We start from the raw sequence: 19451 nt of genomic DNA, 5'->3' as shown, positions 1-19451 counted from the left end.
ATAGAGTACACGGGCGCAAAAAATTACAGTAGAAAATATGAGTGAGACCAATATCAAGCTTTATCTGAAACCGGTTGATTTTTCAAAATGGAAGCCGGCATCATGGGTGCAATCCAAGTTCAGCCTGGGGAAACTTCTTGAAAAAAATCAAACGAAGCTCCCATTGGAGAAAGCCGATATTGTTCTGCTTGGCATGGAAGAAGACCGAAATGCCGTGGTAAAAGGAAGTGCAAAAGCGCCCAATAAAATTCGCCAACACCTCTACAACTTGAACCGTATATCGCCCCGGTTTAAAATTCTGGATCTGGGGAACATCCGGATCGGCAAAACTGTCAACGACAGCTACTATGCTCTTCGCGACGTTTGTAGCAACCTGGTCGAGCAAGGCAAAACAGTTGTTTTGCTTGGAGGCAGCCAGGATCTGACATTTGGGATTACCAAAGCCTTTGAAGCCAATCCATTTAACCTGGTCAACATCGACCCCAAGTTTGACTTCAAAAAAGGAATTAAATCCATCAATTCAGAGACCTACCTGAACTTCATTATTGAAAGACAGCCCAACCTGTATGCGCAAACTATTTTAGGCTACCAAAATTATTTTGTTGATAGCTTGGAGTTGGATTACAGCCACGAGTTAGGCTCTGAACTAAAACGACTCGGAGAAATTCGATACGACATGTCCAACATCGAACCCTATATGCGCGATGCGGATGTTTTAAGTTTTGACATTAACGCCATTCGTTTGCTGGAAGCACCCGCTCAATATTTTGGTTCGCCCAATGGTCTGTATGCAGAAGAAGCCTGCCAGATTGGCCATTATGCCGGCATGGCCGACCAACTCAAAGTTGCCGGATTTTTCAACCTTGTTCCTCGCCTGGATCACGATGATCTGAGCAGCAAGCTTTTTGCCCAGGTTGTTTGGCATTTTCTGGAAGGGGCTTATTACCGAAAAGTAGAAACACCCAGCAAGAAAACCGATGAATTTAACGAGTTCTTGCTCGAGATTGATGATATTGACTTACCACTAACATTTTATCAAAGTCAAAAAACAGGCCGCTGGTGGATGAAAATCTCGGACGAAGAAGACACCCGGGAACATATCATTGCCTGCACAGAAGATGATTATCGTCTGGCTGCACAAAACGAAATACCAGATCGTTGGTGGAAAAATATTCGTAAATTAAACCGAATGCAAAATAAATAATCTCTTATTTCGTTGAAAAATTTGGTAGCGCGTCGAATAGAAACATCTGAAAGAATTATTATTTTCACTTACTTTGGCTCAGAATAACGGCAGTAACAGCCAGTTTATGAAAAAAATATTTTACTTTTTATTTTTATCAATATTCGTTAACTTAGCCGCATACGGACAGCAGGATCCCCAATTTAGTTTCAATCGGGAAACTCAATTAGCAGTAAACCCGGGATTCGCTGGAAGTAATGAAGCAATAACTGGACTAATATTGAACAGATACCAATGGAGCGGGTTTGATGGCGCTCCAAAAACACTGTTATTCAGCGTGGAAACTACTGCTAACATATTTGGCGGAACAAGTGGGGTAGGACTAAATATCATCAGTGATGAACTGGGATATGAAAAAAACGTTTTCGTAAACTTGAACTATGCTTACCATACAACAACCAGTATCGGCGATCTCGGTATTGGTACTTCCTTTGGTATATTTAACAAAGCCATCAATGGCGATTGGACAATACCAGAAACCGGGTACACCACAGCTCCCGGATCTGACGACTTCATCCCCAAGGGAGAATCCAGCCAATTGGCCCTTGATCTTGGCTTTGGTGTATTTTTAAAATCAAATGATTATTTTGCGGGGATTTCGGTAACCCATTTAAACGAAGCAAAAATCAATTTTGCAGATCGGGCTTACACTTTTTTCACCCGACACTACTATTTATCAGGGGGATACAATATAAGCCTGTCGAATCCGTTATTTGAGTTGCGACCAGCCGTATTTGCTAAATCAGACCTCCGGAGTACGCAGGTTGATTTCACGCTTGGTTTGGTTTACAAGGAACGGTTTTCAGGCGGATTAAGTTATCGTATAGATGATGCTATCGCCATTTTACTTAGCATTGAAATGCTCAATGGTTTAAACATTGGCTTGGCCTATGATATCACAACCTCTGCTCTGGGGAGATATGGATACGGATCGCAGGAAATTTACCTGCGTTATGCTGTTGATTTTGGGAAGGGCAGATTAAAAAAATATAAAAGTATCCGATTTTTGTAAGCTAATCTTATGAAAGCAATACGCGTAGTTATGAAAGACATATTTTCGAAAGGTTTAATCATCGCAACTGTTTTACTTATGTCCAGTTGCGGCAAATCCGGCAATGGCGAGCTAACCGGTGTTCAAGGAAGGGGTAAGTGGTTTGAGCCAGCGCCATACGGAATGACCTTTATAAACCGTGGAAGCGTCAATATTGGACCTAACGATCAGGATCCAACCTGGTCTTCGACTCCCACTAAAACGGTTTCTGTCGACGCTTTTTGGATGGACGACACCGAAATTACCAACAATGAGTATCGCCAGTTTGTCAACTGGGTTCGTGATTCCATTGCCCGCACACTGGTAGGTGAACAGTATCCGGAATTTATGGTTAGTGAAGACCGGGATGGCAATATCATCGATCCGCCGCGCATCAATTGGGATGAGCGTCTGGAATGGGATAATCCGGACTTCATGGATGCCCTTGAACCAATGTACATTCCAAGCAATGAGCGTTTCTTCGGGAAAAAAGAAATTGATTCCAGAAAGCTTTTCTATACTTACTATTGGATTGACTATAAACAGGCTGCCAAAGGAACCAACCGGTACAACTATGAAACCCAAAGCTACGAAGGTACTGTAATTGACGCCAACGGAGAAGAACGCCCCATTGAAAACCGCTCCTCGTTTATTTTCAGCGAAACAGCAAATGTTTATCCCGACACCTTGGTCTGGATCAGAGATTATACCTATGCCTATAACGAACCCTGGACGACCAAATACTTTTGGCATCCCGGATTTGATGACTACCCGGTTGTTGGGGTAACCTGGCAACAAGCCAAAGCATTTTGCCACTGGAGAACCAAGCTGCACAATGATTACCTGACCAGCCACGGAGAGCCTGAGATTCAGGATTACCGCTTGCCTACAGAGGTGGAATGGGAATATGCGGCCCGCGGAGATAAAGAAATTTCCATGTACCCATGGGGTGGCTATTATACCCGCAACGAGAAAGGAAAATTCCTGGCCAACTTTAAGCCACTGCGGGGAAATTATGTTGAAGATGATGGTTTGGCTACTTTACGAGTAGGCCACTATGAGCCGAACCATTTCGGCCTTTACGACATGGCTGGTAACGTGGCCGAATGGACCATTACAGCTTTCGATGAGTCAGCTTACATGTACGTCAATGACTTCAATCCGAACTTTGAGTACAATGCGCGCCCAAATGATGCACCAGTTATGAAACGCAAAGTTATCCGCGGAGGTTCCTGGAAAGACATTTCGGCATTTCTACAAGTTTCAACGCGGAGTTTTGAATACCAAGATACTGCTAAATCATATATAGGATTTCGTTGTGTAAGATCCTCTTTTGGGAATGAATTTTAGTCAAACCTTAATTCTGAGAAAAAATGAACATTGGAGAAATAATACAAAGTAAACGTTGGAAGATATTTTCGGGCTATGTTTATAACTTGGGTGCCTCAATCGTATTATTAGGTGCATTGTTTAAACTACAACACTGGCCCTACTCCGGCTTGCTACTGATCGTTGGTCTTTGTACTGAAGCCTTTATTTTTGTCATCTCGGCATTCGAGCCTCCTATGGAAATGCCGGAATGGTCAAAAGTTTATCCACAGCTGAAAGAAGACTTTGTGCTGGATGACGATCAATATCCGGAAGAATCGAAAAACGGTTTTGGCGACCTGTTCCAAAAAGCCGACATTTCTCCGGAAATACTGGATAAAGTAACCAAAGGGCTGACGGACCTGAGCAACACAGCATCAAGCATCAGCGACATCAGTACGGCAACACTGGCCACCGACATGTATGTTAAAAACTTAACATCTGCTTCGGAATCGATGAACAGCCTTTCGGAAATCAACACCCAGGCGAATCATCAGATTAATGAATCAGTAACTCAATTGGTTAATTCTTATTCTTCAACGGCCCGTAACCTTACTGAAAACGGAGACCAATTGCTGAACAAGTTGGCCACTTCAGGAGAAGAATTTACCAACCAGCTCAGCCAGGCCAGCAGCAAACTGGCCAGTTCATACCAAAAAGTGGCAGGTTCATTTGACTCAGGCATCGAAGAACTCAGTAAAAGTTCGGCCAATTACAGCGATAACCTGAACAAGTTGAACAAGAACCTGGAGTCTCTGAATTCCTCCTACGAGAGTCAACTAAAAGAAACGAACGAGCAGCTCCAATCTTCTCAAAATTTCTTCAAGGAAATGGCGCAAATGAATCAAATGATTGCCCAGTCCACCGAAGAAATCAAGAAGTATAAAACAAACGCTGAAGAACTGAATAAACACCTGGAAGCCTTAAATTCAATTTATGGCAATATGCTGGGAGCCATGAATTATAAGAATAAGTAAAAACCGATAAGCTCACTAGCATATGGGAACTAAGAATTGTCCGGAAACTCCACGGCAGAAGATGATCAACATGATGTACTTAGTGCTGCTCGCAATGATGGCACTAAACGTTGCATCTGAGGTTTTGGATGCCTTTCGCGTGGTTGATTCGAGTTTAATGCAAACACTCAAAAGTGTCGACTCGAAAAACAACCAGCTTTATGCATCTTTTGACCTGGCCTATCAAGAAAACCCCGCAAAAGTACAAGAGTGGAAAGATAAAGCAGACCGGGTTAAATCACTCACGAACGCTTTAACGACCAAAATTACTGACTTAAAAGAAGAGATGATCCTCAAGGCTGGTGGCTCGGCAAAAGAGCCGGATGAAAGCCTGAGCCGGAAGTCATGGATGATCAACACCAAAGGCGACACCATTGTTATCAAAAAAGATGATGAGCTCAATGTCCCTTCTGAGGTGATGCTTACCATGAAAAGAGGTGTAGACCTGAAAAGCGATATTGTTGAATTGAAAGAAGCCTTTCTTTCATTTCTGGATGAAGATTCACCAATCCGGGCAACGATTGAGCAGGAGCTGGATACCTCAGACCCTAAGATCAGACTTAAGGATGGAGGTGAAAGGAAAACATGGGAAGTTGAACTTTTTGACAGTAAACCAATCATCGCGGTCATAGCCTTGCTATCGAAAATTCAGATTGACATTCAGAATGCAGAATCAAACATCCTGACCTATTTGTACAGCCAGATTGACGCCAGTTCGTTTAAATTCAACAAACTGGGGGCACGTGTTTTTGCCAAGTCATCTTATGTGCTTGAAGGCGATGTTTATAAAGCAGAAGTATTCTTAGCCGCTGAGGATACCACTCAACAACCCATTATTCTGATTAACGATGAACCGCTGGAAGTGGTGGATGGCAAAGGAATTTACGAAGTTCCTGCAACAGCTCCAGGCACCTATAAATGGGGAGGGATCATAAAATACCGGACACCTGAAGGTGGGTATAACTCCTACCCTTTTGAAGAAGAATACATCGTTAGCAAACCTTCTGTGACGATTTCACCCACCAAAATGAATGTCTTCTACATGGGCGTTCCTAACCCGGTGAGTATTTCTGTACCTGGAGTTCCTTCCGAAGATTTGCTGGTTTCGGTTACCAATGGCCGGATTGCAAAAGACGGAAACAACTACCTGGTATATCCAACGGCAGAAGACATCAATGGCCGAAAAACAAAAGTATCGGTCAATGCCGACTTTGATGGCATGCAGCGCTTTATGGGTTCGATGGATTTCCGCGTAAAAAAAGTTCCGGATCCGGTTGCCACCATTGCCGGACAAACCAGCGGTGTGCTTCGGAAAGAAGACTTGTTGGCTGAAGATGGTATTTTTGCAGCCCTCATTGACTTTGACTTTGACTTAAAATTCACCATCACCCAGTTTGATATTACCTTCACAGGAGCTGGTGGCTACAGCAACACTTGGTCATCCAAATCAAATCGGTTTACCAACGATCAACGAACTCAGTTTAATGCCCTGGCACCAGGAAGCATTATATACATTGATAACATTTTGGCGCACGGAGACGATGGTAGCGACAGACAGTTATCGCCAATTAGTTTTAAAATAAGATAGACATGAAAAAGTTTTTCATAGCCATAGGAATTGCTTGTTGTGCGGTCGGCTTCTCAACGCAGGACACCCAAGCGCAGATTATAGATGGTGCGTTCAAACGCACCAACATTGAGAACCGGAAACCCATGGCTCTGGCTCCTATTCGGGAAGCCGATGTGATGTGGTCAAAGAAGATATGGCGCATTATCGACCTGAGAGAAAAAATGAATCAGGTACTTTACTTTCCAACCATCAACATGGATGGTCGGACTAACCTGATCAACCTGCTGCTACAAGGCATCGAGAATGCTCAACTTACAGCCTATGATGCCCGAACAGATGACGAATTCAAAGTTCCGATGACCTTCCCTCAAGTGAAGGAAGCATTTGGGGCAACAACACGGACCCGCCAAGTGCGCAACCTGGAAACCGGGGAAATGGAAGAGCGTATTATTGTTGGTGAAATTCGTCCGGAAGAAGTGAAGCAATTCATGGTAAAGGAAGAATGGTTTTTTGACAAACAGACCTCAACCATGAATGTCCGGATCATTGGCATTTGCCCGATTCAGGAATACTACCGTGATGAAGACATCAATCAGGAGAATGTTCAACGCCGCCAGGTATTCTGGATTTATTATCCCGAAGCCCGCGACTTACTGGCTACTCATGCGGTCATTAATCCCAACAACACCGCGGTGGGCATGTCTTTTGATGACCTGCTGATCAAGCGTAAATTCAACAGCTATATTGTCAAAGAGTCCAACGTTTATAACAACCGGGCCATCAGCCAATACCTCAGTGGACGCGACGCCATGTTAGAGTCACGGAAAATTGAAGCTGAAATTTTTGATTACGAACAGGACCTATGGGAATATTAGAAAACTAAGAATATGCGAACAAATGCCTTATGAGCCATTCTCATAAGGCTTTTTTCGATTTCTACAACACAATATTAATTTTTAAAGCAGCGTTTGTTCTAGGCATATCATCGGAGTAACAACGAATGAACAAAACTTCCTTCATATACGGATCGCTCGCCTTGTTGCTTTTCGCTTCATGCAAAAAGGACCAGACCCTCAATTACCTTTATCCGGAAGACTCCAAACCCTTTTTTGAGCCAGCACCTTTCGGAATGACTTACATTGAGCGCGGAAGTTATGTGATGGGAGCTGAAGATGACGAACTTCAGAACTTCAACTCAACCACCAAACGGGTTTCTGTTGAAGCCTTTTGGATGGACAATACGGAGATCACGAACAATGAATACCGACAATTCGTCTATTGGGTACGTGACTCGCTGGCCCGGACCCTGCTGGCCGAAACCTTCCCCGAATACATGATGACAGAAGATAATCGGGGCAACCTATACGAAAATCCCTACCTGAATTGGCACATCCCTATTGAATGGAGAAACCCGGATTTTCAAATTGCCCTAGAAGAGCTATACATTCCGGAAGAAGAACGCACCTACTTTAGAAAATCCATCGATACCCGAAAGTTCATCTACAGCTACGAGTGGATCGATTTTAAGCAAGCTGCAAAGCGAAAAAACCGGTACAATTTCGATTCTCAAAGCTATGAGGGAACCGTAATCAATGCGGATGGCCAGGAAGTGCCCATTGAAAACAGGTCGTCATTCATCTTTAAAGAAAGTGTTCCGGTATACCCCGACACCCTTTGCTGGATTCGGGATTACACCTACTCGTACAATGAACCGTTGACCAAAAAATACTTTTCCCATGTTGGGTTTGACGACTACCCGGTTATTGGTGTTAATTGGCATCAAGCCAAAGCTTTTTGCCATTGGCGAACCGAACTGATGAACAAGTACCAGACCCAGATGTCGGCGCCAGAAGTTCATGCTTACCGTTTGCCTACCGAGGCCGAGTGGGAATACGCTTCGCGGGGCGGTCATGAACGAACGCTCTACAGCTGGGGAAGCTACTATACCCGTAACCTTCCCGGCTGCTTTAAAGCTAATTTTAAACCACGCAGGGGGAACTATGTGGCCGATAGCGAATCGAGCACAACAACAATGAAGGTGGGCAGCTTTGATCCCAATGATTATGGCCTTTACGACATGGGCGGTAATGTGGCGGAATGGACCAGTTCGGCCTTTAACGAGGCAGCATACGAAAACCTCAATGATTTCAACCCGACTTATGAGTATAACTCAGCCCCCGATGATGCACCAGCAATGAAGCGTAAAGTTATTCGCGGTGGTTCCTGGAAAGATGTAGCTTACTACATGCGTAACTCCACCCGAAGCTTCGAATACGAAGATACTACCAAATCATACATCGGATTCCGTTGTGTTCGTACCTCTTTCAAAGATGAGTTCAGGCAATAAAAAAAGCTTCTTCACCTGGTGAAAAAGCTTTTCGCTATTTAGTTCCAAGACTTTACGTCATTTCCCCTGACCTGAATCTTCTACACACATTAATTTAGGAAACTGCCGAAGATCATTTAGACGAATTCAGGTCCTTTAACCATCTGTACATCACTTACAAAGTGTCGTATCTGCTGTTCATCTTCCTTTTTGCAGATCAGCAAAGTATTGTCGGACTCAACAACAATATAGCCTTCCAGCCCTTGTAGCACAACCACTTTATCCTTGGGAACATTCACAATGCAGTTTTTGGTTTGGTAGGTAAACACCTGCCCTCCCTTGATGGAATTATTGGAGTCGTCCTTAGAACTGTTCTCGTACAAGGAGCCCCAGGTTCCCAAATCGCTCCAGCCAAAGTCGGCACAAAGCACATAAACATTCTCCGCTTTTTCCATGATTCCATAATCCAAGGAAATATTCTGGCATTCGGAATAGGTCTTGGCAATAAAATGGACCTCATCCTCGGTTCCATAAAGTTTTTCGCCTTTTTTAAACAAACTTGACACATCATCCAGATGTTGATCGAAAGCCGCCAAAATGCTCTTTAAAGACCAAATAAAGATGCCCGAGTTCCAGAAGAATTCACCACTGGACACAAAGATTTTAGCCATTTCCAGGTTGGGCTTCTCGGTAAATGTTTTCACCTGAAATAAATTGCCAAAGTTTTTATATTCCGACTTAGCGTCAACCTGAATATAGCCATAGCCTGTTTCGGGACGACTGGGAGTAATTCCTAAAGTCACCAACACATCGTTGTTTTGCGCAAAATCAATTCCTTTTTCGATTTCGGCAATAAATTGTTCTTCTTTCATGATTAGGTGATCAGAAGGAGCAACGATAATATTGGCCTCAGGATTAATGCTTTTGATTTTGTAGCTGGCATAAGCCACGCAGGGTGCCGTATTTCGACGCAAAGGTTCAAGTAAAACCTGATCATCGCTCAACTCCGGGAGCTGTTGCAACACCAAATCTTTATAATCGACACTGGTTACCACGAAAATATTTTCAGGGGGACATACTTTGGTGAAACGATCGTATGTCATTTGGATAAACGTGCGTCCGGTTCCTAAAATATCCAGAAATTGTTTAGGCATTGAGCTTTTACTCATCGGCCAGAAGCGGCTTCCAATTCCGCCAGCCATTATAATACAAAAATTGTTGTTCATCAATCTAGTTTTTGAAGTCCAATATCAAATATACCTATTTTAGCCCTAAAGTAACGAGTAATTTCCGGCATTCCTCCTTCAAAGGGCTTATTGCATATCTATGTCAACGGACAAAAAGCAGTTTTCATATGTTGAACGCAAACATCAGAAATAATTAACGCCAGACAAGCTTATTCACTACCACCCTCTTAACCTGGACCCTGTTTTAGTAAGCATCACTATTTCTCCATCATCAGCAGAAACTTTTTCACACAACTCGTTTGGTTGACTATTATTTGTAACTTTATGCTAAAGTATTGTTATGAATTTTTTTTACCATATAGGACGCTATTTTTCCTTGCTTGCCCGTGCTTTTTCACGCCCAGAGAAACACCGCATTTACCTGCGGAAACTCTTGGTTGAAATTGAGCAACTGGGCTTAAACTCCGTTGGCATTGTGGTTATTATCTCCCTCTTTATGGGCGGTATTATTACGCTGCAGGTTGCCTACAACATGTCCAACCCACTGTTTCCCAAATACCTCATTGGCTTGGGAAACCGGGATACCTTGATTTTAGAATTTTCATCCACGATTATGGGGTTGATCATGGCCGGTAAAATTGGCTCCAATATCACCTCGGAGATTGGCAGCATGCGGGTAACCGAACAAATCGATTCCCTGGAAATTATGGGGATCAACTCGGCCAGTTACCTGATTATGCCCAAAACGCTGGCCGTTGTCTTCATTTTCCCTTTTCTCTTTGTGCTGAGCGTGTTTTTTGGCTTGATTGGAGGATTAATTGTTGGGCCTTCTGTTGGTGCCGTCACAGCTCCCGATTACATCAATGGGATACAATATTTATTCACGCCTTACTATGTCACCTTCTCCATGATTAAATCGCTCTTTTTTGGGTTTCTGGTAGCCACTGTTCCGGCCTATTTTGGTTACTTTGTTGAAGGAGGAGCATTTGAAGTAGGAGCAGCCAGTACGCGTGCGGTGGTTAACACCAACATCCTGATCCTCGTGTTTGATTTGATTTTAACGCAACTCTTATTCTAATGATTACAATCCAGAACATCAGCAAATCATTCGAGAACAAACAGGTGCTGAACGAGGTATCCACGGTGTTTGAACCCGGAAAAACCAACTTGATTATTGGCCGCAGTGGTAGTGGAAAAACCGTTCTGCTAAAGTCGATTGTTGGCCTACATGAAGTTGATTCAGGTGAAATTTATTACGACGACCGCAACTTCACCAAGATGAACCACAAATTGCGCAAACAGCTGCGCCAGGAAATGGGCATGGTGTTTCAGGGAGGTGCATTGTTCGATTCGTTTTCAGTAGAAGAAAATGTTCGTTTCCCCTTAGACATGTTTACCAACCAGTCGCTCAAGGAGAAACAAAAGCGGGTGGATTTTTGCCTGGATCGGGTGAACATCGAAAAAGCCCATAAGCTATTCCCCGCTGAGATATCCGGAGGGATGCAAAAACGGGTGGCTATTGCCCGGGCCATCGCGATGAACCCCAAATACCTGTTTTGTGATGAACCCAACTCAGGCTTGGACCCGGAAACCTCGCTGGTTATTGATGAATTGGTGCATGAACTGACCCTTGATTTTAACATGACCACCGTAATCAACACCCACGATATGAATTCGGTGATGGAAATTGGCGACAAAATCCTGTTCATCAGCGAAGGGGTAAAAACCTGGGAAGGAACCAAAGAAGAAATCCTTCAGGCCGAAAACCAAAAGCTGCAGGAATTTGTATTCGCCAATAAAACTTACCGCCAGATTCGCGATGTAAAAATCGAAAAAAACAGCTAAGACCTAGGGGTCAGCGTAATCACCGGAATAACCATTTCTTCCAGCGAAATACCGCCATGCTGATAGGTATCGCGGTAATACTGAACGTAATGGTTGTAATTATTCGGGTAAGCAAAAAAGTCATCATTCATCGCAAAGATAAAGCTTGAGCTCACATTCCGACCAGGCAGGAAAGCCTTCTCTGGATTCGTAATTTCAAACACCTGCTTGGGATTGTAATTGAGATTGCGTCCCAGCTTGTAGCGTAAATTTGTGTTGGTTTCCCGGTCTCCAATAACTTTGAGCGGATTATCCACCCGGATGGTTCCATGGTCCGTGGTCAGAATCACCTTCACCTTATTTTCGGCCAATGATTTCAGCAATTCAAAAAGGGTGGAATGGTTAAACCAGCTCAGGGTCAACGACCGGTAGGCCTTTTCATCACTGGCCAGTTCCTTCATCATGTCCATCTCGGTCCGGGCGTGCGACATGACATCGACAAAATTAAACACCATCACCGACAGGTCATTCTGCATAATATTGCCCAGGCTGTCACTCAGTTTCTTCCCTGACCGCCAATTGGTAATCTTTTCAAAATTGAGTTTTTCGTTTCGCCCATAGCGCTTCAACTGGGTTTGCATCAGCTCATGCTCATGGATATTCTTATTGCCCTCGTTGTCATCCTCCTCCCAGTAGTTGGGATATAAGCGGGCAATTTCAGAAGGCATTAAGCCAGCAAAAATAGCGTTGCGGGCATACATGGTGGCTGTTGGCAAAATGCTGTAGTAAAGGTCTTCTTCCTCGGTCAGAAAGTAAGGATTAATGGCTGAGTTTAATACCCGAAACTGATCGTAACGCAAATTGTCAATCACCAAAACAAGAACTTTGTGTCCCTTATCCAGCTGGGGGAAAACCTTGCGCTTAAACACATCGGGCGAAAGCAAGGGCCGTTCATCAGTACCTTTATCAAACCAAGTCAGATAGTTGCTTTTAATGTAACGGCTAAAGGCCTTATTAGCTTCCGACTTTTGCATTTTCAGCACTTCATCCATCGTGCTGTCCTGGGAAGCGCTAAGCTCCAATTCCCAAAAAACCAGCTTACGGTATACCTCACTCCAGTCTTTCCAATCCAGCCGCTCATTAAGCCGCATGCCAATTTTTGCAAATTCACTCTGGTAGGCTGAAGTAGTTTTTCGGGTCACCAGCTCTTCCTGTCCCACATTCTTTTTGATGGAAAGCAGGATTTGCTTGGGATTAACCGGTTTGATCAGATAATCGGCCATTTTCGATCCAATCGCCTGATCCATGATATCCTCTTCTTCACTTTTGGTAATCATTACCACCGGAACGTTCGGATTAATTTCCTTGATTTTATCCAGTGTTTCAAGGCCGGTAAGGCCGGGCATATTCTCATCCAGAAAGATGATATCGAAATGATTTTCACTTACCAATTCAATGGCATCTGCCCCATTGTTAGCAGTTGTTACCGCATAACCTTTCTCTTCCAGAAAAATAATATGGGCTCGCAGCAAATCTATCTCATCATCGGTCCAAAGTATACGTATGGTTTTCATGTTTTCTGTTTTTGTTTTCAAAGCTACAGCTATACAAACAAAAAAAGCCGCGAAGTAGTATGCCCTTAACAAAGTTTAACGCCACTAGCGACCCAAATAAAAGACTTTGTAAAAATCAAGATAAGCTTCCAGGTTCTTTTGGTTCATCAACCTATCGTAGTTGTTGGGTGTAATTACAAAGTTGCGGTAGCTCACGTTACTCAAGGGTTCATAGATCTGCTGGTTTCGCACCAAACTACGAAGGTAGTTCATCCCCGACTCCTGGTCATTTATGCCCGAAACTTTCAACAGCCGGGTATCCGAATCAAAATCCGCCACCTCAAGCTGCAGGTTCATGGTCGGGAAATTCTGTTGATTATGATTGGCAATGGCTGTTTCAATTTGCGCTGGCTCCACCCCTGCCTTCGGAATCAGCAAAATGAAAAACTGTTTCCCTTCCACCTGAGGATTGAATGGCCCCTCATAAACCGGTTTTTGGGTCTGGGCAGGCGTTGGCTCCACCACCGGGGTCTCCGGCTGGCTGACAGCCGCTTGCCCGCTTCCTTGCGCCGATCCGGGTTTAAATGCCCCACTGATATAATAGTCGCGGAAAAACTCAATGTAGTCGGCAATGGTGCTTTCCTTTCTCAGTTTCTCCAGGTTCGAATCCGAAATGATAAAATTACGATAGGCCCGTGTTTCCAGACTCTCATATAGCGCCCGGTTAGCCACCACTTTACTGAAATAATTCATGGCTTCCTGGGCATCTTGCAGAGATTGAACAACCATCAACTGATAATCGCCAAACTTCTGCTGCTCAATGGTCAGTTTCAGATCGGCAAATTGCGACTGGTTATACCGGTTAAACCCAGGTTCCAATGCCCGCAAATCAAAGGTCGGATCGTTCACGGCAATCACAAAATTTTGCGGTGCATCATACTGCCGGTCAAAAAGCCCTTGCGTTTGGTCGGCTTTCACCACCACAAAAGAACCTTTCTCTTCCAGTCGTTCTTCATCAGCCTGCAAACGGGCCATCAATTCCTCCGGATCTTCAAGCGAGTCGGCCGGAAAGTCGTTGCTCACAAAACGGCTGTAGTTTTTCACAAAAAACTTCAAATACTCCAGGTAGCTCCTGTCCGATTTGATTTCACGGTAATTGTAGGACGAAGCCACAAAATTCATATACTGAATATCGCCTAAGGCCTGGAATACAGCACGCTCACGAATAATCGACCGGAAGTAAATCAGACTTTGCTCCTTATCCGGCAAAGCGCGGACAACCACCAAGACGATCTCACTATTCAGGTTTTCTGTTTCCAGGTCAAAGTCCATACGGGTATAATGATCAATGTTGTAGTTGGCAATGTCAAATTTCAAACGGTTCAAATCGACCTCAGCCGAACGCGGGAAAGCAATCACAAAGTAGTGGAGCAAATCCTCATCGTATGAAAACTTACCGCCAAATTCATCCTGATCCGCTTGATTTTCCGGCAACAGCTCTTCGTTTTCAATCTGGTCGTTCAAATAGCCAATGGCCACCAGCTTCTGATAATCAGCCAGCGTACTGTCTTCAATCAGTTTTAGCACCTGCTGTGCCAAGGCAACCGTTCCGCTGGACGGATAAGTTTGAATGTGTTGATTGAGCAATTTTCCAAACTGAGTCCAATCGGTTTGAACGCCTTCGGCAATGGTTTCAATAAATGAAATCTTGGGTAGCAGCAAGGTATCCGGATCCAGTCGTTTGATTTGCTGAACGTAGTCCTCGGCAACACTATAGTTTCCTTGCTTATAGTTATAAAAAGCCTGTTGGTAAAGATTATTCACACTGTCCTGGCGGGCTTCCAACTCAATAAAGAAGTTCGGATTCACCAGGTATTTGGCATATTTGCTATCCGGGTAGTTGGCCACAATCCGATTCTTGTAGTAGTCCGAGCGTTCCTGATTTCCAGCGATCCGGTAAAGATCCCATAATTCGAAATAACTGGACAATTGGTATGAACTTGAAGGATACCTGCGCAACAGTTCTTCAAACTCCTGAATAGCCCGGTCATAGTTGTCAAAATCCTGTTTAAAAATTCGCCCGGCATTGAACAGGGCATCCCGAATTTGCTGATGCGAACGGGCTAGTTCTTCTTCAGTCTGCGGCACATCCTGCAAGTAGTAAGCCCGCTCCATCGGATCTTCCACCCTTAAATTACTGCTGTCAACCGCAGCCTGAGCATCCAGCTGTTCCATTTCAAATTCTGACGCCGAGTTTTTATTGCTCCGCCGCCAGTCATCTTCCAGTTTGCGTTCGCCCCAAATCTGCTGGAATTCTACTTTTCCGTAAGCCACCGTTGTTGGGTTGTAGAAGTACCAGCCGCTCCCCTGCTGCTGCCGGTTCAGCCCCATTCGTGTTTGGTTCATCCGGAAGAAGTTACGTTCAGCCATTTCCTCATTGGCCAGCTGCCGCTGACGTTGCTCTTCCTCGCGCGCCGTGTTGATCCACTGCGTCACCAAGGCATTCCGCTCCGATTCGCTCATGGCAGCAATGCGTTGCAAGCTGTCTTCGCGCACAACGGTGTACAGATTATCGGTCAGCCGGGTTAAGCTGTTGTAGCGTTCAACAATATCGTCGTATTTCGGATAGGTGTTGTCGATCACCACCATGGCACTATCGTAATAGCTTTGTGCATCCTCATAATTCTTTTCTTCGAAGTAAATATCAGCCAGGGTCAGACAAGACAAAGCACGTTGAAATACATTGACACTGCTGGCAGCGGCCGAACGAATGTAGTTATCAACGGCAACCGTCTGATTTCCTTCGGTCATAAAAATGGACCCCAAGGCAAAGTAAATCTGGTCCCGGAATTCGTAGTTCTTCGAGTCACGCAACATTTTTCGCAATTCCTTTTTCAGTCGATCCACATCGCCCTCTCCGGTAAACGATCCTGCAGCATTGATACGCGCATTGAAAGCCATTTCATAGGGCGGGTTCATCTTCGCCACTTCCCGAAAGGTTTTTGTTGCCAGCTCATGCTGACCAGACTCTTGGTAAAGTTGCGCCAAAATGTAGGTTAAACGCACCTTATTTTTACGTCTGGACGTTTCATCAATAGCATGTTTCAAATGAGGAATCGCCTCTCGGAAAGCATTCTGTCGAATGTGAAAATCAGCAACAGCCAAAGCAAATTCTTCATCGTATTTCTTCGGGAAATCAACGCTGGCATCCACATTCTGAATCAACTCCAGTGCCTCGTTGTAGCGCTCCAGCTCGGTATAGGAGCGTATCAGCCAGATGTAGGCTTCGAACTTGGTGTCTTCCTCGCTAAACCTCCGCACAACATAAGACAGGTTTTCAATGGCAGCCATGTAATTCTTCATGTAGAAATGGGCTTTCCCCATCAGAATATAGCTGTCATCCACCCAGTTGTTGTATTCCTCCTTGCTGGCCAGCCGCAGGTAAGCTTTGCTCCTGATTTTACGACGTTTCGGCTTTTTGGTAATCGAATGCACCTTAATCAGTTTCGAAGCTTTCATAATGGCATATTCCATATCCGACTGGGCAATTCGACCTGTCCCTGGATCACTCGATTTGAAAACAGGCAGCATACGTGTAAAATCGTCCTCAACAGATTGGTTGATGCGTTCAACCCCCGCATTCAGGCTCTCTCTTCCATTGAAATAGACATTGTAATGCGCAGTAACATTGTGGTAAGCTCTAGACAGGCGGGTATTCTTTTCGGTAGAACACCCACCGATAATCACAAGCGCGAAGGCAATAACCAGGCTATGTAGAAGAAATCTGCTCAAACGAGTATATTTTAGCACTGTAGGATAAACTTATTTATTCGAATAATATTGCAATTCTCACGCTGAAAAAGAGTTCGAAAAAAGTCCGATGGGATTCGTCACCTGCTCCTCATTCCCCGGTCGTACAATCCGCGCTTTATTTTCATGCCTGAAAGTCTACAATATTACAAAAAACAAGCTAATTTATTGGGACTTGAACTTAAAATATCAAAGTTCGGCAGGCAGGAAAGTGCTCAGAAAATGAAAGCAAACGAAACTGTCCAAAATAAAAATCTCCGCCCTTATTCACGAAAGAGCGGAGATTAATTTCTTTAGCAAGCAATAGTCTATTTTCGACTAACCTTAACTTTCCTGGTCGGATCCAGCTGCGTGTTGCGCATTTCAACCTGCTTAATGGTATTGGAAGCCAGCTCGAGAAAGGCTTTCCCCATGGGCGACTGCTCATCGCAAGCTGCCGGCACTCCGGAGTCTCCTCCTTCACGAATTCCCTGCACCAATGGCACTTGCCCCAGCAAGGGAATATCCAGTTTTTCGGCCAGATTCTTGGCGCCGTCTTTTCCAAAAATGTAGTATTTGTTATCGGGCAACTCTTCGGGCGTAAACCAAGCCATGTTTTCCACCAGACCCAATACAGGCACATCCACATTTTTGCCCCGGAACATGCTAACTCCTTTGATCACATCGGCCAGTGCCACATCCTGCGGCGTAGACACAATAATGGCCCCGGTAACCGGAACCGTCTGAACCAAGGTCAGGTGAATATCGCTGGTGCCCGGAGGCAAGTCAATCAACAGGTAGTCCAGTTCACCCCAGTTTCCATCGGTAATTAATTGTTTCAGCGCATTGCTGGCCATTGGACCACGCCAAACCAAAGCATCGTCGCCCGAAACAAAGAAACCAATAGACAGAATTTTAACGCCATGCTGAACGACCGGATCAATCATTTCGCGTCCGTCAACCTTAATGCCCGCCGGCCGGATTTGCTCGGCTCCAAACATTTTGGGAATGGAAGGGCCAAAGATATCCGCATCAACAACCCCAACCGAAGCACCGGTTTTAGCCAGCGCTACTGCCAGATTAACTGCAACCGTTGATTTTCCAACACCGCCTTTACCGGATGATACGGCAACAATGTTTTTCACCCCGGGTAAAATAGGGCGCTCCATCTGGTGAATGGCTTTGGGCGTAATGTTTCCCTTAATCTCAACATCGGCACCCAACTCACGCAGGATGGTTTCTTCGCACTGCTGAATAACAGCAGCCATATTGGGATCGTCGGAACGCTGAAAAACCAGCGAAAAAGTAACTTTTTTACCGGCAATGCGAATTTCCTGCACCATGTCCAGCGCAACAATATTTTCTTTTCCCCCCGGAAACTGCACCGTACGTAAGGCATCAGTAACATCTTTGGGAACTATAAATTTACGTGGTGTATCAGCCATTGTATCTTGTTTTTTTAATGTATTCCTAATTCTTTTATTGGATCCCAAAAGTGTTCATCAAAATTCACTATTTGGTTATCCTTCACCTCGATTCCTTCACTCTTCAGCAAGTCCTCCATGACATAAGCTCCCTGAAAATGGTGTTTCCCGGTTAATATCCCTTTCGAATTCACCACCCGATGGGCCGGAACTGTAACTTTTGCAGCACTGCAATTGTTCATGGCCCAGCCAACCATCCGGGCCGAGCGGGCCGTTCCCAGGTAACGGGCAATTGCGCCATAGCTGGTCACCCGTCCAACAGGTATCAGGCAGGCCACGTCCCACACCTTTTCAAAAAAATTGTCCATGAGCTTACTCTCGTGCCGACCGCCCAAAACTTCGGTAGGGGTCTTTTTCTATCTCAACATCAGGCTCACGCAATGGTTTATCCGAACGCAGCTGAAAAGACAGGTATTTAATGGGCAGGCCACGTTCACGCCATTGTTTTTCGTAAAAAGTTTGAATCGAAAGCACCTCACTCAGTAAAGGAGAGGCATACAAGTCATCGGTCTCGGCCAAAATGGGGAAGCTGTTTTCCTTGGCCATAGCCAGCGTATACTGGTATTGAAAATTGCTGTCGGTTTTAAGGTGTATGGTTCCTTCCGGATTCAGGAATTGCTTATACCGGTTCATAAAACTGGTAGAGGTCAACCTTTTGGTATGCTTCTTCATTTGCGGATCCGGGAATGTGAGCCAAATTTCATCCACTTCATTGGCCCCAAAAAAAGCACCGATAATCTCAATATTAGTCCGTATAAAACCAACATTTTCCAAACCTCTTTCGGCAACCTGCTTAGCCCCTTTCCACATTCGGGATCCTTTAATATCAACCCCGATAAAGTTTTTATTCGGAAAATACTCAGCCAGCGAAACAGAATACTCTCCTTTTCCACAGCCCAGTTCAACCACCAACGGGTTCTCATTCTTAAAAAAATCCTGTTTCCACCGTCCTTTCAATTCATGATCCTTTTGATCAACTTTATTGTACGGTGCCTGAATCACATGATCAAATGTGGCCATTTCCGAAAACTTGGCCAGTTTATTCTTTCCCACTTTCCTAT

Annotated in this window: 15 protein-coding genes; 9 read left to right on the top strand and 6 right to left on the bottom strand. The window is 44.6% G+C overall.

The features are described 5' to 3' along the window. The first annotated feature begins 37 nt into the window (after positions 1-37). The 7 genes from ACRD6K_RS00865 to porK (ACRD6K_RS00835) all read left to right on the top strand — a co-directional run bounded on the left by ACRD6K_RS00865 (position 38) and on the right by porK (ACRD6K_RS00835) (position 8574). Positions 38-1204 carry a formimidoylglutamase gene (locus ACRD6K_RS00865; protein ID WP_430971683.1) on the top strand — a complete coding sequence of 389 codons (1167 nt, stop codon included), beginning with the start codon at positions 38-40 and terminating at the stop codon, positions 1202-1204. A 106-nt stretch (positions 1205-1310) separates the two neighbouring features. Beyond that, on the top strand, positions 1311-2255 hold the full coding sequence (locus tag ACRD6K_RS00860; protein WP_430971682.1) for a PorP/SprF family type IX secretion system membrane protein: 945 nt from the start codon (positions 1311-1313) through the stop codon (positions 2253-2255). A 30-nt stretch (positions 2256-2285) separates the two neighbouring features. After that, the gene (gene porK, locus ACRD6K_RS00855; RefSeq protein ID WP_299578343.1) at positions 2286-3623 is read left to right on the top strand and encodes a T9SS ring complex lipoprotein PorK/GldK; all 1338 of its coding nucleotides are present in this window, start codon (positions 2286-2288) and stop codon (positions 3621-3623) included. A 23-nt stretch (positions 3624-3646) separates the two neighbouring features. Continuing rightward, entirely contained in the window at positions 3647-4618 is a 972-nt protein-coding gene (gene porL / locus ACRD6K_RS00850; protein ID WP_299578344.1) for a type IX secretion system motor protein PorL/GldL, read from the top strand. A gap of 22 nt (positions 4619-4640) precedes the next feature. Continuing rightward, entirely contained in the window at positions 4641-6245 is a 1605-nt protein-coding gene (porM, locus tag ACRD6K_RS00845) for a type IX secretion system motor protein PorM/GldM (RefSeq protein ID WP_430971681.1), read from the top strand. 2 nt (positions 6246-6247) lie between these two features. Further along, the gene (gene porN / locus ACRD6K_RS00840; RefSeq protein WP_299578346.1) at positions 6248-7102 is read left to right on the top strand and encodes a type IX secretion system ring subunit PorN/GldN; all 855 of its coding nucleotides are present in this window, start codon (positions 6248-6250) and stop codon (positions 7100-7102) included. A gap of 125 nt (positions 7103-7227) precedes the next feature. Next, entirely contained in the window at positions 7228-8574 is a 1347-nt protein-coding gene (gene porK, locus ACRD6K_RS00835; RefSeq protein WP_299578347.1) for a T9SS ring complex lipoprotein PorK/GldK, read from the top strand. Between the two features lie 116 nt (positions 8575-8690). Here the strand turns inward: porK (ACRD6K_RS00835) and ACRD6K_RS00830 are convergent, their stop codons facing one another. Then, complete coding sequence (locus ACRD6K_RS00830) at positions 8691-9779, bottom strand: mannose-1-phosphate guanylyltransferase (RefSeq protein WP_299578348.1); 1089 nt, start codon at positions 9777-9779, stop codon at positions 8691-8693. 301 nt (positions 9780-10080) lie between these two features. On the opposite strand from ACRD6K_RS00830, the gene ACRD6K_RS00825 reads away from it, so the two are divergent. Both ACRD6K_RS00825 and ACRD6K_RS00820 read left to right on the top strand, forming a co-directional pair. Further along, entirely contained in the window at positions 10081-10818 is a 738-nt protein-coding gene (locus tag ACRD6K_RS00825) for an MlaE family ABC transporter permease (RefSeq protein ID WP_299578349.1), read from the top strand. Beyond that, a complete protein-coding gene (locus ACRD6K_RS00820) occupies positions 10818-11585 on the top strand; it encodes an ABC transporter ATP-binding protein (protein WP_299578350.1) in 768 nt (255 codons plus the stop codon). Before ACRD6K_RS00825 ends, ACRD6K_RS00820 begins: the two co-directional genes overlap by 1 nt. Here ACRD6K_RS00820 and porX read toward each other — a convergent pair. From porX to trmB, 5 genes are all read right to left on the bottom strand, one after another. Next, positions 11582-13138, bottom strand: a complete 1557-nt coding sequence (gene porX, locus ACRD6K_RS00815) for a T9SS response regulator signal transducer PorX (protein ID WP_299578351.1) — start codon at positions 13136-13138, stop codon at positions 11582-11584. The genes ACRD6K_RS00820 and porX overlap by 4 nt on opposite strands. A gap of 84 nt (positions 13139-13222) precedes the next feature. Next, positions 13223-16909 (bottom strand): type IX secretion system periplasmic lipoprotein PorW/SprE, encoded by a 3687-nt coding sequence (gene porW / locus ACRD6K_RS00810; protein ID WP_430971680.1) that lies wholly within the window; start codon positions 16907-16909, stop codon positions 13223-13225. A 326-nt stretch (positions 16910-17235) separates the two neighbouring features. Beyond that, a complete protein-coding gene (locus ACRD6K_RS00805; RefSeq protein WP_430971679.1) occupies positions 17236-18351 on the bottom strand; it encodes an Mrp/NBP35 family ATP-binding protein in 1116 nt (371 codons plus the stop codon). A 14-nt stretch (positions 18352-18365) separates the two neighbouring features. Beyond that, on the bottom strand, positions 18366-18698 hold the full coding sequence (locus ACRD6K_RS00800) for an MGMT family protein (protein WP_430971678.1): 333 nt from the start codon (positions 18696-18698) through the stop codon (positions 18366-18368). A gap of 4 nt (positions 18699-18702) precedes the next feature. After that, positions 18703-19443, bottom strand: a complete 741-nt coding sequence (trmB, locus tag ACRD6K_RS00795) for a tRNA (guanosine(46)-N7)-methyltransferase TrmB (RefSeq protein WP_430971677.1) — start codon at positions 19441-19443, stop codon at positions 18703-18705. Positions 19444-19451 lie beyond the last annotated feature (8 nt).

Source organism: Sunxiuqinia rutila (assembly GCF_050589705.1).
GTDB classification, from domain to species: domain Bacteria; phylum Bacteroidota; class Bacteroidia; order Bacteroidales; family Prolixibacteraceae; genus Sunxiuqinia; species Sunxiuqinia rutila.
Note: the sequence above shows the minus strand (reverse complement) of the source record. Positions and strands in the feature narration are given on the sequence as shown.

Bases quoted from the DNA above. Each gene is read 5' to 3' on its own strand.
- porK (WP_299578347.1), top strand. From the start codon at position 7,228: ATGAACAAAACTTCCTTCATATACGGATCGCTCGCCTTGTTGCTTTTC.
- ACRD6K_RS00860 (WP_430971682.1), top strand. From the start codon at position 1,311: ATGAAAAAAATATTTTACTTTTTATTTTTATCAATATTCGTTAACTTA.
- porX (WP_299578351.1), bottom strand. From the start codon at position 13,138: ATGAAAACCATACGTATACTTTGGACCGATGATGAGATAGATTTGCTG.
- ACRD6K_RS00865 (WP_430971683.1), top strand. From the start codon at position 38: ATGAGTGAGACCAATATCAAGCTTTATCTGAAACCGGTTGATTTTTCA.
- porK (WP_299578343.1), top strand. From the start codon at position 2,286: ATGAAAGACATATTTTCGAAAGGTTTAATCATCGCAACTGTTTTACTT.
- ACRD6K_RS00800 (WP_430971678.1), bottom strand. From the start codon at position 18,698: ATGGACAATTTTTTTGAAAAGGTGTGGGACGTGGCCTGCCTGATACCT.
- ACRD6K_RS00825 (WP_299578349.1), top strand. From the start codon at position 10,081: ATGAATTTTTTTTACCATATAGGACGCTATTTTTCCTTGCTTGCCCGT.
- ACRD6K_RS00830 (WP_299578348.1), bottom strand. From the start codon at position 9,779: ATGAACAACAATTTTTGTATTATAATGGCTGGCGGAATTGGAAGCCGC.
- porL (WP_299578344.1), top strand. From the start codon at position 3,647: ATGAACATTGGAGAAATAATACAAAGTAAACGTTGGAAGATATTTTCG.
- porM (WP_430971681.1), top strand. From the start codon at position 4,641: ATGGGAACTAAGAATTGTCCGGAAACTCCACGGCAGAAGATGATCAAC.
- porN (WP_299578346.1), top strand. From the start codon at position 6,248: ATGAAAAAGTTTTTCATAGCCATAGGAATTGCTTGTTGTGCGGTCGGC.
- ACRD6K_RS00805 (WP_430971679.1), bottom strand. From the start codon at position 18,351: ATGGCTGATACACCACGTAAATTTATAGTTCCCAAAGATGTTACTGAT.
- ACRD6K_RS00820 (WP_299578350.1), top strand. From the start codon at position 10,818: ATGATTACAATCCAGAACATCAGCAAATCATTCGAGAACAAACAGGTG.